Raw genomic sequence first — 14,048 nt, 5'->3', positions numbered from 1 at the left:
CCCACGCAAACAGTCCTCCCATTGGGCGAATATAGAGTTTCATTCCGATAGCAAGAAAAGAATGACAGACAGTTTTTTGAGCTTGAAACAAACGCTCCCTAAGGTCTGTCAAATGATATCCATACTGGCCATTTTTGATAATATTAAAGACCATCGCTTCATTTAAGCCAGCACAGGTTAGTCCGGCAGCCATTTTATACCGTAGGATGCGTTTTCCCACGTCAGGAGAGCAGGCAAGGTAGCCAACGCGTAAACCAGGTGCGATAGTTTTTGAAAAACTGCTGATATGAATGATATTCTGAAGTTTGCCATGCCGTGCATGACACGGCTGGCTTTCAGGCGTTAAGTCCAGAAAGATATTGTCTTCTACAATGGCAATGCCATATTTAGCTGCAATGGCTTGAATGGTGGCCACGTTGTGTGCCGTCACACAACTTCCTGTAGGATTGTGGAGTACTGACGTCGTTACGAAAAGCTTGGCCGGATGTTTTTTGAGAGCCCGTTCAAAGAGCTCTGGACAAGGCCCAGACTCATTCCGCACCACGCCCACAGCTTTAAGGCCAAGACTTTGCAGGAGAGGGTAAAGGTTACAGTAACCGGGGTCATCTACTAAAACAGTGTCGCCTGGCTGCGTAAAGGCTCTTAAGACTAATTCTAGCGCCTGACTTGCGCCATGGGTCAGAATAATTCCGTCTTCAGTGCAAGGAATGTCACGTTTTGCCAGTAAAAGGCGTATGGCACTTCTGAGTGCGATAAGGCCATAAGGGCTTCCATAATCCAGCATGTTCGCTAGGCTTGATGACTGCTCCAGCGCTTTGAGTCCCTGTTTTACAGCATTTGTAAAAAGGTAAGGTTGTGCGAGCCAACCGCATCCAGCCTTGATGATTGGTGCATGTTCTTCATACGCGTGTTGCAGAAGCCATAGGGAATCAATGGGAGGCCTTTGTGTTGCCAAAAGAGGTGATGGTTTTACATAATAGCCTCCACGGTCTCGCACATCGAGCAGGCCAGCAGATACCAGTCGGGCGTAAGCATTTACAACCGTGATAGGACTTGTCTTGCAGTGCGACGCCATGCGCCGGATAGAAGGTAAGCGCTTGTGGGGCAGGAGAGCGCCATTCTGAATCTGCTTCATAATAGCATCGGCTAGTTGAGAAACGAGCGCGATGGAGCAGTTCGGGTCCAGCACCACATGAGGGAAAACGGTATCAACCATCTATTTATCAGTACAGTTTCCGCAAAATATGCGCAACTGTACATAGTCGGATAAACAGGATCACATTACGGTTTGTTACCAAATGCGCCTGTGCAGTTTGTCGGGTGGATACGATAGGAACAGCAGTCGATGCCGAATGTGACGGGAAATTTTGATCCGGTTGTTACTGCAAAGAAGGGCACTTACTGGCAGCCCTTCACTGCCAGCCGCGTGTTACAGGCCAATCCTGCACCACGTACGCTGGTGTCTGCAAAAGGGGCTTATTACCAGACCCTTGATGGGCATAGTGTGTTTGATACGCTTTCTGGTCTGTGGTGCACTCCCTTGGGCCACGCTCATCCCCTTATTGCAGAGGCAGTCAAGGCCCAGGTTGAGCAACTTGATTTTGCGCCTAGCTTCCAGTTAACGCATTCGGGGGCATTGTCTCTGGCTCAGCGTATAGCGGACATGGCCCCAGAGGGCATGAATCACGTGTTTTTTGCGAACTCAGGCTCTGAAGCGGTGGATACCGCTTTAAAAGTGGCGCTTGGCTATCACCGGATGAAAGGTGCCGGAAACAGATTCCGCATGATCGGGCGCGAGCGCGGTTATCACGGTGTTGGTTTTGGTGGCATGTCGGTAGGCGGTATTCTCTCAAACCGAAAGATGTTTGCCGCAGGCATGATGCCCGGTGTTGACCATTTGCGGCATACATATGAACCGCAACACATGGCCTTTACCCGTGGCCAGCCAATATGGGGTGCGCACCGTGCAGAAGATCTTGAACGGCTAGTAGCGCTTCATGATGCTTCCACCATTGCCGCGGTCATTGTGGAGCCGGTGCAGGGGTCAACGGGTGTCATTGTACCGCCACAGGGCTATCTGCAGCGCTTAAGGGAAATCTGCACAAAACATGGTATTCTGTTGATTTTTGATGAGGTGATTACGGGCTTCGGCCGGATGGGCGCACCGTTTGCTTCACAGCGCTTTGGGGTCAAGCCGGATATCATCACTTTTGCCAAGGCTGTCACGAATGGCATTGTGCCGATGGGAGGCGTTATTGTCACGGATGAGATTTACAACACCTTCATGACCGGCCCACAGAACGCGATTGAGTTCTGTCACGGCTATACCTATTCTGGCCATCCTCTTGCCGCAGCGGTCGGGCATGTGGTGTTGGATATTATAGAAAGTGAAGGTCTGTTTGAGCGGGTACTGGCGCTTGAACCTGTTCTTGAAGACGCAGCCCATAGTCTGAAGGGTATGGTACAAATTGTAGATATCCGTAATATTGGCCTGACAGCAGCAATCGAGTTGAAATCAGCGGAAGCAGGTCCCGGCGTAAGAGGTGCGGCCGTGTTTGATGAGGCCCTTACGCAAGGTCTGCTGCTCCGTGTAACAGGAGACATCATCTCCTTTGGGCCTCCCTTCATTTCTACCGAACAGGAACTGAAGGAGATGATGCTGACATTACGGAAAGTGATCGATACCGTTGGGTAATTTTTCTGAATTAAATTCCATTTTCAAAGGATAAAACCTTATGCCTCTTTTACATTTTCATATTGTCAAAGGTAGTCGTAACGCGACTGAAATTCGAGAGCTGCTTGATTCTGCTCATGCTGCTATGCTGGAAGCATTCAAAGTACCTGCACGCGACAGGTATCAGCTTGTTTCCGAGCACGATAAAACACATATGATCATTGAAGACACAGGCTTGGATATTCCGCGCACAGACAAGGTTGTGCTTCTTCAGGTTGTATCTCGCCCGCGGTCCAAAGAGCAGATTACAGTATTTTATCGTCTTCTGGCAGAGAAGCTGGAAAAAGAGTGTGGCTTGGCGTCAGCTGACCTCATGGTTTCCATTGTGCAGAATTCTGATGAACATTGGAGCTTTGGGTTGGGTCGCGCCCAGTTTCTAACTGGCGACCTTTGATTTCATGGATCAGCTATTGTGAAGCTCTATAAATAGCGCGCAATAGCTGATTTATTTTATATTTACTGATTTTTTCTGGATAATGTAATATTTTTTCTGTTTATTTCTTTCTGTTAGGTAGAGCTTTTTTGAAAGCTATCAGTTATATAAATTTTTAGTGCCAATTCGCTTTATGTATAGAGTATCATGTAAGACAGACATCTAACCAAGATTGTAGTAAGGCCGGGCGTGCATGGGGTTTGATCTGAAAATTAATGGAGTAGTCCGTAATCTGGACGTTCCCCCGGACATGCCAGTGCTCTGGATATTGCGAGATCTTCTGGGTCTTACAGGAACAAAATATGGGTGTGGGGTCGCCCAGTGCGGTGCCTGTACAGTGCATTTGGATGGCGAGCCTGTCAGATCTTGTCTCCTGACGGTATCGGCGGCCGCAGGACATGATATTACAACTATTGAAGCCATAGCCCAGACGGAAGCCGGCGCAAAAGTGCAGCAGGCCTGGCTGGATGAAGAGGTTATTCAATGTGGCTACTGCCAGTCTGGCCAGATTATGGCGGCTACGGCTTTATTACAGCACATACCTAACCCGACTGATGCGGACATAGATGAGGCCATGGCTGGCAACATTTGCCGTTGCGGCACTTATGTGCGCATTCGGAAGGCTATTCGTAAGGCCGCGACCCATGAAACCTAGAAAAAACAAGGTGCAAAAGGGGTTTCTGCCGTCATCTCGCCGCGCTTTGTTGGGAGCGGCGGTAAGTGCCGGAAGTGGGTTTTTGCTTTCTGCCTTTCTACCAGGATTACCACTTCTAAAAGCATCAAAAGCGCAGGATGCTGCCACAGGAGCTATTTTCAGTCCAAACGCTTTTATTCGTATCGACGCGCAGGGCAAGGTCACCTTTATTATACGTTATGCAGAAATGGGGCAGGGTATTTATACTGGGATCTCCATGCTGCTGGCTGAAGAGCTAGACTTGGAGCTGGATCAGGTCTTTCTTGAAGCCGCACCTGCTGACCTTGCGTATGTTGATAGTGTAGCGGGCGAAGAGGAAACAGGGGGGTCTTCCTCTACCCGTGATAGCTGGATTCCATTACGTGAAGCAGGGGCTGCTGCACGTATGATGTTGATTGCCGCTGCGGCTCACCATTGGGGAGTAACCGAGGATACATGCCAGGCACGGAACGGGCGGGTTTTTCATCGGGATAGCCCGAGAAGCCTATCTTATGGAGAGCTTGCTGAGGCAGCAGCTCATCAGGCCGTACCTGTAAAGGTCTCTCTGAAGTCCCCCGCCGACTTTAAACTGATTGGTACAAACCCCCGCAGGTTGGATACAAAAGCCAAAATAGACGGTAGCGCCCGCTTTGGCATAGATGTGCAAATAACTGGGATGAAAATAGGGCGTATTATGGCCTGTCCGGTAAAAGGGGGACGCTTAACGGGGTATGATAGGATAGCGGCTCTGGCTGTTCTTGGCGTGGTTGATGTGATTACTCTGCCTGATGCTATTGCCGTTATCGGTAACCATATGTGGGCCGCCATAAAAGGACTTGAAGCAGCCAACCCCCGGTGGGACTATGGTTCAAATGCCGTGACCTCGACTAATGATATTGTTGCTCGTATGAAAAAAGCATCAGAACAGTCGGGTGTTCAGGCGGTAAAAAACGGAAATGCAGAAGCCGCCCTGAAACAAGCTGATATCCGCATAGATGCAGTTTATGAGCTTCCTTTTCTTGCCCACGCAGCATTGGAGCCGATTAATACAACCCTGCATATACGGCAAGACGGCGCAGATGTGTGGGTTGGCACGCAGGTGCCCGGTCGAGCGCGGCAGGAAGTAGCCGATGCAACGGGGTTGCCTCCCGAGAGCATTAGCGTGCATAACCATCTGATCGGTGGTGGTTTCGGGCGCAGGCTTGATTCCAATTCCATTGGTCAGGCTGCGCGTTTTGCCAAACAGGTTCCATATCCTGTTAAGCTGATCTGGACGCGGGAAGAAGATATTACCCAAGATCAATTCCGTCCATTTTATTATGATCGTATTTCAGCAGGCCTTACACGTGACGGCGCAATAAGTGGCTGGCATCACCGCACCACTGGGTCCGCTGTGACGGCGCGTTGGTATCCGGAAGGGATGCAGAAGGGGTTAGACCCAGACGCTGTGGAAGGTGCTGCTCAAACACCCTATGCGTTACCCGATCAACTGGTGGAGTTTGTCAGGGATGAGCCTGATGCGGTGACCACGTTATGGTGGCGCGGGGTAGGGCCGACGCATAATGTTTTTGTTGTGGAAAGCATGATTGATGAGCTTGCGCATCAAGCAGGGCACGACCCACTGGCATTTCGCAAAAAGCTGGCGGCTCATCAACCAAGAGCATTAAAAGTGCTTGAGGAAGCCGCAAAACAGTCTGGCTGGGGGAAAGTATTGCCGCCCGGTCACGGAATGGGTATTGCGCTGCACTATTCTTTTCAGACCTGGGCGGCCACAGTGCTTGAAGTTGCTGTTGAACAGAGCGGGCAGATCCGACTTGTCCATGTTCATACCGCAGTTGATTGCGGCCCTGTTGTTTTTCCTGATGGTGTTGTAGCACAAATTCAGGGTGGGCTTATTTTTGGTTTGACGATGGCCCTTTATAACGAAATCACCTTGAAGGATGGACGGGTCGAGCAAACAAATTTCCACAATTACCGTATGATGCGCCTGAATGAAGCTCCGGACATCAGCGTTCATATAGTTCCCGATCCCGATGCAGAAATCGGGGGAATTGGTGAGGTTGGAACGGTTGCAGCTGCGCCGGCCTTGGCAAATGCTCTATTTGCCGCTACCGGAAAACGCCTGCGCCGTATTCCATTCGCCAAACAGTTTGGTGGAGAAAAGGCATGAAGTCATTTTTCCATTTAAAACATTTTCTGATGAGATCAGTCGTCGCCACGATTTGTTGTTGGAGTAGTGTTGCAGCCGCCGAGACGCAACTTATCAAACGCGGAGAATATCTTTTTCATGCGGCTGATTGTGCTGCCTGTCACGTAGCGCCTGAGAGTAATAAGTTGACTGGAGGGCGCCCCTTTACTCTCCCTTTCGGAACCATTTTTGCCGTTAATATTACGCCAGATAAGCAAACGGGTATCGGAAATTATACCGATAAAGAGTGGTTAAAAATGATGCATGAAGGAGTAGGGAAAGGGGGGAGGCATCTCTATCCCGTCATGCCCTATACAGCCTATACGTTAATGACTGATGCTGATGCTCTGGCTATCAAAGCTTACCTGTTCAGCTTGAAGCCAGAAAAAGCATTGCCCCCACCAAACACGCTAAATTTTCCCTTTAATCAAAGATGGGGAATGGTGTTCTGGAACTGGTTGAATAATCCGAACAAGCGATTTCAGCCTGATTCAACTCAATCAGAACAGTGGAATCGCGGGGCCTATCTAACGGAAGCTTTGGGTCACTGTAGCCAATGCCATACGCCCCGAACCATTACATACGGCCTAAGCAGCAAAGCCTACGCTGGAGCCTTACAGATGGGTTGGCGAGCCTATAATCTAACATCAGAGAGGCAACATGGTTTGGGTAGCTGGACAGATGACCAGCTAATTTCTTATCTCGCGACCGGAAAAGCCCATGGCAAGGGAGTGGCGTCTGGCCCTATGGCGGAAGCTGTGGAGCACGGTTTGCGCTATATGACCCATGAGGATATTGCAGCCATGGTGGCGTATCTGCGAAGTCTTCCGCCTGTAGCAGAAGGACCGACTGTGCAGGATGGGCAGTCAGGTTCTGAGAGTACTTTTAGTGTTGTTTCCCGCAGGGGAAAGAAGCTTTTTGTACAGGCTTGTGCGGGTTGCCATCTGCCGGATGGGCGCGGCAGGCAGTCAGAATGGGGGGCGTTAGAAGGCGCTCATAGTGTTTCGGACCCTGCGGGAGATAATCTGGTGCAGGTTTTGCGTAGTGGCACTAGCCTTGAAACTGGGCAGGGAAAAGTCTTTATGCCCGGTTTTATGAAAGGTTATACGCCAGAAGAGCTTGCGGCCATATCCTCTTATGTTCTGTCCCATTTTGGCCGAACGCATGAAGATATAAAGCCTGCCGCATTTAAAAACTAGGTGGCGTTGCAGCGCTGACAATGTGGCAGGGTTCTTGACCAATGTTGCGGAAGCGATGGGGAAGGTGGCTGTCAAAATAGTATGCATCCCCGGGGCCTAGAATAGTGCGTTGATCGGCCACGGTGACTTCTATTTCACCGCTTATCACCACCCCTCCTTCCTCTCCCGTATGGTGCAGCATGGTTTTGCCTGTGTCAGTACGAGGGGCGTACACTTCATTCAGCATTTGCAATGCGCGGCCATTTAAATTGGTGCCGATCTGGCGATAGGAAATTCCCTTGCCGCCAATTTCCCGCAGCTCAGATGCACGATAGAAAAGTTTACGTTCTTCCAAGTGCTCAAATGCAAAAAATTCTGATAAGTTCATGGGAAGTGCATTAACAATTTGGCGTAGTAGCCCAACTGAAGGGTTGATGGCATTTGATTCGATCAGCGAGATTGTGCCGTTGGCAACACCACATCGTCTTGCCAACTCACGCTGAGACAAGCCTCGCTGTGTGCGTAGGGCGTAGAGTGTTCCGCCAACGTCCATAATTGTCTCTCTTTTCATGTCACATATTTTTTAATCGTAATGAAAAAGAGGGTACTATGGCAAGAGGGAGGGGAGGCATAAAACCGATCTAAACCGAAATGATCGTGTTTGAAGTGTTTTTTATAATGAACAGGGGTTGAATTAGCTCTTGAACGCTGCGGAGATAGAAAAACCTAACAAAACTGTTGCAGGGTGGGATCGTTGTTCATATCATCACGAAAAGAAAACGTTTTTGGTGGGACCAGAAAGATACGGCCAGCACTGAACCTGTTTTGTATCTGTGTAAGAGAATGGCACGTCAGGAGACCGTCGGGACAGAAGCTCTTACGGGTAGGATAGCGGGCTCCTCATCCTGCGCGATGCAGATTGATCACACAAAAACGTTTTAACCCTTGCCGCATCCGGCGTTTCAAAGTGGAAGATACACACGTGAGCAGAAAAACGAGACCTGCAGATATGGTGGCTATCTGCCGCAAACTGCCATTGCGATGCGCTTTGTCCCTTTCAGCTTTGTCTCTTCCGGCTCTCCTCCCGCCAGATACAGCGATGGCGGCGACGAAGGATAGAACTCCCACCCAAACTCCCGTGAGCCACCACGCGCCCCGTCCTACCCAAAGTCTTCATATTGCTCCGGGCTCCCGTCATGCTGGAACTCGTGCGCCTGCGCGTTCACCGGCGAGGACTGTCCCTGCTGCGAGGCACCGTGACCATGGCCCCGTTCAGGGAGGGAATGAAGCGGTTGAGGTTAGTTCCCATCGTAGTGTTTCGCGTGGGGCTGATAATGTTGTTTCCAAGGCCGTCATGGAGCAGTTTACGCCCGGCACATCTGTTCTGAAGGCAGCGGATCGTTTGCCTGGTGTTAGTTTCAGTTCCACAGATCCGCTCGGTATCGATTTGTGGGGAGCTAGTATTTATGTGCGCGGGTTCTTTATGGATCAGCTTGGTGTTACCCTAGATGGAATTCCGCTGAACGATCAGACCTATGAGAGCAATAACGGTCTGAATATTATTCAGGCAGCCATTTCTGATGATATTGATCGGAGTATCATTTCTGAGGGGCCTGGGGGCGTAACTGTGCCTTCTACGTCCACCTTGGGCGGAACAATGCAATTTGAAACCGGAGACCCCAAGGATAAGCTTGGAGGGAAGATCTCTCAGGGGTTCGGTAGCTATAGTTCTTTCCGCACTTATGCCCGGTTGGATAGCGGCAAGCTGAACAGTTCCGGCACCAAGTTCATGACTGCCTATTCACGCTCGGATGAAGGTATGTGGGCAGGTGGAGGCTCTCAGTTCCAACAGCAGGTGGATGCCAAACTGGTGCAGCCCATAGGGCAGGAAAGCGTCATGAAGGCTTTCTTCAACTGGAGCGATCTGGCCGAGTGGAATTACTGGGACACCTCTCTGGCAATGATCAATGGGCTTGGATGGCGCACTCCGCATCTTTATCCCAATTATGCCAAAGCCTATAATTATGCGGCTGGAAACCTTGCTCTGCCCACCACGGATGCCATTGAAGAAAATGGGGATGAGCCATATCTCTATGATGGTGGTCAGCATGAGACAAACTATACTGGTGGTTTGAATTTTGATCTTGCTTTGACAGACCGGCTACGGTGGCGTTCCACCTTATATGGCACCAGCCAAACGGGCTATTACACTTATTCCGATACCTCAACCCCGTCTGCTGATACAGAAGCTCCGTTCTCGCAGGAAGTTTGGCAGAACAGGCAGGAGCGTTATGGTTTTACAACCAGCTTCCTTTATAAAATAGCAAACCATAATATTGATGCTGGCGTCTGGTACGAAAACAACAATCAGGAAGCTGGGTTATTCTGGTATAATGAGCCAACACTGGGAGAAGGCGCACCCCTGAAAACTGTTGGTCCCTATAATACATACGGAAAAGCATTCCAGCAGGGTTACGGCTTTAACTGGAGAACGAACAATTTCGCCTTTCATCTGCAGGATACGTGGCGGCCTGTCGAGAACCTACGTGTAACGGCAGGGTTTAAATCCGTGCTTGCCACTACAGCGGGCGGAGCTTCCTACAACAATCCCGGCTACACCGGGGTGGACGCGCTTCCTAACGGGACCATGACGGCATCCAGCGCCTTTTTGCCGCATGTGGGAGCCAGCTATCACTTTCTCCGGCATCATGAATTTTATTTTGATCTGGCAGAAAATATGCGGACCTATCAAGTTTTGCCTAATGGGGTAGGCAACTCTCCGTGGTCTGTGCAGGATCAGGATGCGTTCAGAAAACTTCAGCATAATGTTTCACCAGAAAAAGACTGGGTCTATGCTGTCGGTTATCGTTATACTGACAAACTGCTGCAGGCTAGTCTGGCCGGATATCATGCAGATGCGCGTAATCGCCTACAAGCTGCAACCGAAGGCACCATTCTGGCCCCTGTTTCTACCGTTGTTCCGACAACCGTACATACAAATGGTGTTGATGCTGCTATTACGCTTACTCCCATCAAGGGGTTGGCGATTTATAACAGCGTCAGTTACAACCATTCTACGTATGGTGGAAATATTACAACATCTGATGGTATTTACTACACCAAGGGAAAGAAGGTCGTAAACTTCCCACAGTTTATGTATAAGGCCAATCTGTCTTATCGCTGGAAAGGGTTGGAAACGCATTTTGATGTGCACTATTATTCAAAGCGTTACTATAGCTATGTAAATGACACATCAGTTCCCGGTTACTGGTTGGCAAGCACTGGCGCACGCTATAATTTTGGTAAGGTTGGTTTTGCCAAAAACCTTTCTGTAGATTTTAATGTCTATAACCTTTTCAACTCCAAATATATTTCCATGATGGGCCAAAATGGTAACCCTATGTCAGGAGATTATCAGTCTCTTGAACGTGGAGCTGTGCGCGAATTCTTTGGCACTGTAAGTGCGGAATTCTAAGCAAGTGACACAATAATGTTCCTTCAACTGACAAAGTGTTGAGGTGAAAATGAAGTCACGCATCACACGTCGAGATTTTGTTGGGGGGATGCTGGTTTCAACAGCACTCACTGTTTTTGTTGAAAACCTTTCGTCTTCTGCACTGGCTGCTACTGGAGGTTTTGTGCCGCCTCCTTTGCGTACAGGACTGCGCGGTAGCCATCCTGGTGCGTTTGAGGCGGCACATGCTCTCAGAGATGGCACACTTGAGAAGACTAATATTAAAGACACTGGTGAGGTTTATGATCTTGTTGTCGTTGGTGGCGGTCTAAGTGGTCTGTCTGCAGCCCATTTTTTTCGTAAATATGCAGGTGCTGATAAAACTATTCTGATTATTGAAAATCATGATGATTTTGGTGGTCATGCCAAAAGAAATCAGTTTTCCGTAAACGGACACGACCTTGTCCTGAATGGCGGCACATTGGAGATGGAAGCCCCTGAACGCTACAACCAGTGGTCGACCATGATTTTGTCCGATATTGGCGTTGATATAAACAACTATAAAAAAGAAAACATAAAATCAGAAAATTTCTATGATAAAATTGGTTTACAGTCTGCTCTATTTTTTAATCAGGAAAGCTGGTCTCATGATTACCTTATGCTTAAAAGCCAACAGGTGGATGCCGCACAGTGGCGCTTTATCTCAGCACGCGCCCTGAAAGATGCGCCTCTCTCCACAAAAACAAGGCAGGATCTGGTTCGGCTTGTTTCCAGTAAGCAGCCCGACTATATGGCCGACCAAAATCTGTCGGATAAAAAGAAGAGGCTGGCAACTATTTCCTATAAAGACTACCTTCTGAATATTGCCAAAATTGATCCGTTGGCGGCCGCCATATTTCAAAAAGCTGGGTCAGGTGTATTCTGTGTAGGAAGCGATGCTCTACCCGCTCTTTTTGCATGGGCCATGGGATACCCCGGTTTTTCGGGTTTAGGGCTGGGAGAACTTCCCGAAGGACTGCTGTCTGATCTACAGGGAGGGCAGCATGGACGACAGAAAGATTCTGAAGAGACGGTTCATTTTCCTGACGGAAATGCAACATTGGCGCGGCTTCTGGTGTCGCATCTGGTACCAGAGGCCACAACGGCCCGCTCTCAGAATGACATGGGGCTTGCAAGTTTTGACTATGGCAAGCTCGACCAAATGGGAAAGCCTGTGCGTATTCGCTTAAGTACGCTGGCCTTGAATGTCGCACATGATGGCGTACCAGAAAATGCGGAGACCGTATCCATCCTGTGCGCACCTGCAGGTCAAGCTGCTCCGGCGCAGATCAGCAGGGTACGGGGGCGGCAGGTGGTGCTGGCATGCTGGAACATGATTGTTCCATATATGGTGCCCACGCTGCCTGCAAAGCAAAAGGATGCTCTTGGTTATGCTGTAAAAGGTCCTATTGCTTATGTGAATGTAGCCCTGAAAAACTGGCATGCCTTCAAAAAACTCGGGGTTTCGGAAATTTCCTGCCCAGGGATGTTTTTTGAAGATGTACAGTTGGCAGAACCGGTCTCTTTAGGGAGGCTGAAAGCGCCGACCGACCCGGAAAACCCCATCGTGGTCCGTATGATCAAAACGTTTGGCGTGCCCGGCATGTCAAAACGTGATCAACATCGTGCCGGACGAAGCGTTCTTCTGGGGTTGACGTTTGAGCAGTTTGAACACGAGGTGCACGAGCAGTTACAGCGTATTTTGGGCGCGGGCGGGTTTGATGCAAACCGTGATATCGCAGCAATAACAGTTAACCGCTGGCCGCATGGTTATGCCTATACCTATAATAGCCTGTACGATCCGCTGGATTGGGTCTTTACAGAAACATCCGATCGGCCATGCGTAAAAGCGCGTCAGCCTTTTGGCCGCATTACCATTGCAAACTCTGATGCAGGTGCCAGCCCCCATACAGATGCTGCATTTGAACAGGCACACCGCGCTGTTGTGGAACTGTTAGATCGGCAGACCTTTCCGTTTGTGTCAGCAACATCCGGAACCAGTACGCTGTGAACAGTCAGACATCTAAGACGGAACTGGCACAAAGCCTGAGACCGCGCCATATCACCATGATTTCTCTTGGTGGTGTTATTGGCGCCGGGCTTTTTATTGGTTCGTCCGGGGCCATACTGACCGCAGGACCAAGTGTTCTGATTTCTTATTTTTTGTCGGGACTTATTGTTTTTCTGGTCAATATCATGCTGCGTGATATTGCCTTGCATGCACCGGGGCATGGATCTTTTATCAGCCAGATTTGCCATGCTTTGGGGCCGTTGCCCGGATTTGTGGCTGGATGGGTGTACTGGGTTGTCTGGGTAACAACTCTGGGGGTTGAAGTTATTGCTTCAGCCTCCTTGTTGGCACCCTATGTCCCACTGCCTTACGCGGTAATCGAAATTGCCATTTTGGGTGTCATGACAGCAATCAATTTGTTGTCTGTCAAAAACTATGGCGAGTGTGAATATTGGTTTGCCCTCATTAAGGTAATTGCAATCTGTATTTTTGTTGCTCTTGGCATTGGGCTATTAGGCACTTCATCCGTTCCTGTGAAAGATAATGTATTGGGGCATGGGGGCTTTATGCCTCTGGGCGCATTTGCGTTTCTCGCAGCAGTTCCTACGGTTTTATTTTCCATGACCGGGAGTGAAATTGCGACTATTGCCGCTTTGGAATCAGATAGCCCAGATCGCAACATTGCACGTGTTACGCGTACGGTCGCACTTCGGCTTCTGGTGTTCTATCTAAGCTCCATCTCGTTAATTCTGTGCCTGATACCGTGGTCTGACGCTGTGCGCGGCGTTTCACCGTTTCTCATGACGCTTCAGCATTTTCATGTGCCGTATGCCAGCACTGTTATGACTGTTGTCATTTTGTCAGCAACACTTTCCACGCTCAATTCCGGTTTGTATGCAACATCCCGAGTTGTTTATGAAATGGCCCGCAGAGGGGACGCGCCTCGTGCTTTGCAGGTCATGTCGCCAAAGGCGCATCTGCCTCGCAGAGCTGTTCTGGCAAGTTCTGCGGTGGCACTGATTGTTTCTGCAACAGCCGTGCTTTCTCCCGGGATTGTTTTTGCATTTCTTGTTGCAACAACCGGCGCATTTATCATGTTTTACAACATCATGATCGTCTGCGCCCGGTTACGCCTGTATCAGACTGGCGCATGGAAAGGCTGGCTGGCAATTTTCCTGCTGGCGGCCGTTTTGTTGTCCATGCTTCTGGTGCCGGAAACACGACACGAACTGGCTGTTGGTACCGCAGCGTTGGTGCTTATCACCCTTGGCGGCTGGATAAAACTCTCTCGCACACATGTTGCAGCCGGTGCTGGGGAATGACGTCTTTTTTCCACAT

10 protein-coding genes are annotated in these 14,048 nt (G+C 49.6%); 8 read left to right on the top strand and 2 right to left on the bottom strand.

The genetic code is table 11. The features are described 5' to 3' along the window. A partial coding sequence (locus tag AD944_RS05560; RefSeq protein ID WP_061474792.1) for an aminotransferase-like domain-containing protein occupies positions 1-1,216 on the bottom strand: 1,216 nt, incomplete at its 3' end. A gap of 129 nt (positions 1,217-1,345) precedes the next feature. Here AD944_RS05560 and AD944_RS05555 point away from each other — a divergent pair. The 5 genes from AD944_RS05555 to AD944_RS05535 all read left to right on the top strand — a co-directional run bounded on the left by AD944_RS05555 (position 1,346) and on the right by AD944_RS05535 (position 7,227). Continuing rightward, positions 1,346-2,695, top strand: a complete 1,350-nt coding sequence (locus AD944_RS05555; RefSeq protein ID WP_045542269.1) for an aspartate aminotransferase family protein — start codon at positions 1,346-1,348, stop codon at positions 2,693-2,695. Between the two features lie 40 nt (positions 2,696-2,735). Beyond that, complete coding sequence (locus tag AD944_RS05550; protein WP_045542270.1) at positions 2,736-3,128, top strand: tautomerase family protein; 393 nt, start codon at positions 2,736-2,738, stop codon at positions 3,126-3,128. A gap of 232 nt (positions 3,129-3,360) precedes the next feature. After that, a complete protein-coding gene (locus AD944_RS05545; RefSeq protein WP_045542272.1) occupies positions 3,361-3,822 on the top strand; it encodes a (2Fe-2S)-binding protein in 462 nt (153 codons plus the stop codon). After that, positions 3,812-6,010, top strand: coding sequence for a xanthine dehydrogenase family protein molybdopterin-binding subunit (locus AD944_RS05540; protein WP_045542273.1), 2,199 nt, complete (start codon positions 3,812-3,814; stop codon positions 6,008-6,010). The genes AD944_RS05545 and AD944_RS05540 overlap by 11 nt, the downstream gene beginning before the upstream one ends. Continuing rightward, entirely contained in the window at positions 6,007-7,227 is a 1,221-nt protein-coding gene (locus tag AD944_RS05535) for a cytochrome c (RefSeq protein WP_082741212.1), read from the top strand. Before AD944_RS05540 ends, AD944_RS05535 begins: the two co-directional genes overlap by 4 nt. Here AD944_RS05535 and AD944_RS05530 read toward each other — a convergent pair. Next, positions 7,217-7,759 (bottom strand): cupin domain-containing protein, encoded by a 543-nt coding sequence (locus tag AD944_RS05530; protein ID WP_045542274.1) that lies wholly within the window; start codon positions 7,757-7,759, stop codon positions 7,217-7,219. The genes AD944_RS05535 and AD944_RS05530 overlap by 11 nt on opposite strands. Before the next feature lie 456 nt (positions 7,760-8,215). Between AD944_RS05530 and AD944_RS05525 the strand changes: the two genes are divergently transcribed. From AD944_RS05525 to AD944_RS05515, 3 genes are read left to right on the top strand one after another with little or no spacing between them, the layout of a single operon-like run. Next, the gene (locus AD944_RS05525) at positions 8,216-10,681 is read left to right on the top strand and encodes a TonB-dependent receptor (RefSeq protein ID WP_082741213.1); all 2,466 of its coding nucleotides are present in this window, start codon (positions 8,216-8,218) and stop codon (positions 10,679-10,681) included. 49 nt (positions 10,682-10,730) lie between these two features. Further along, complete coding sequence (locus AD944_RS05520; RefSeq protein WP_045542276.1) at positions 10,731-12,710, top strand: NAD(P)/FAD-dependent oxidoreductase; 1,980 nt, start codon at positions 10,731-10,733, stop codon at positions 12,708-12,710. Then, the gene (locus AD944_RS05515; RefSeq protein WP_236709200.1) at positions 12,707-14,032 is read left to right on the top strand and encodes an amino acid permease; all 1,326 of its coding nucleotides are present in this window, start codon (positions 12,707-12,709) and stop codon (positions 14,030-14,032) included. Before AD944_RS05520 ends, AD944_RS05515 begins: the two co-directional genes overlap by 4 nt. Positions 14,033-14,048 lie beyond the last annotated feature (16 nt).

The sequence above is a fragment of the Acetobacter tropicalis genome, assembly GCF_001580915.1.
Taxonomy (GTDB): domain Bacteria; phylum Pseudomonadota; class Alphaproteobacteria; order Acetobacterales; family Acetobacteraceae; genus Acetobacter; species Acetobacter tropicalis.
The sequence above is the reverse complement of the archived record's forward strand: the minus strand, read 5'-3'. Positions and strand labels throughout refer to the sequence as shown.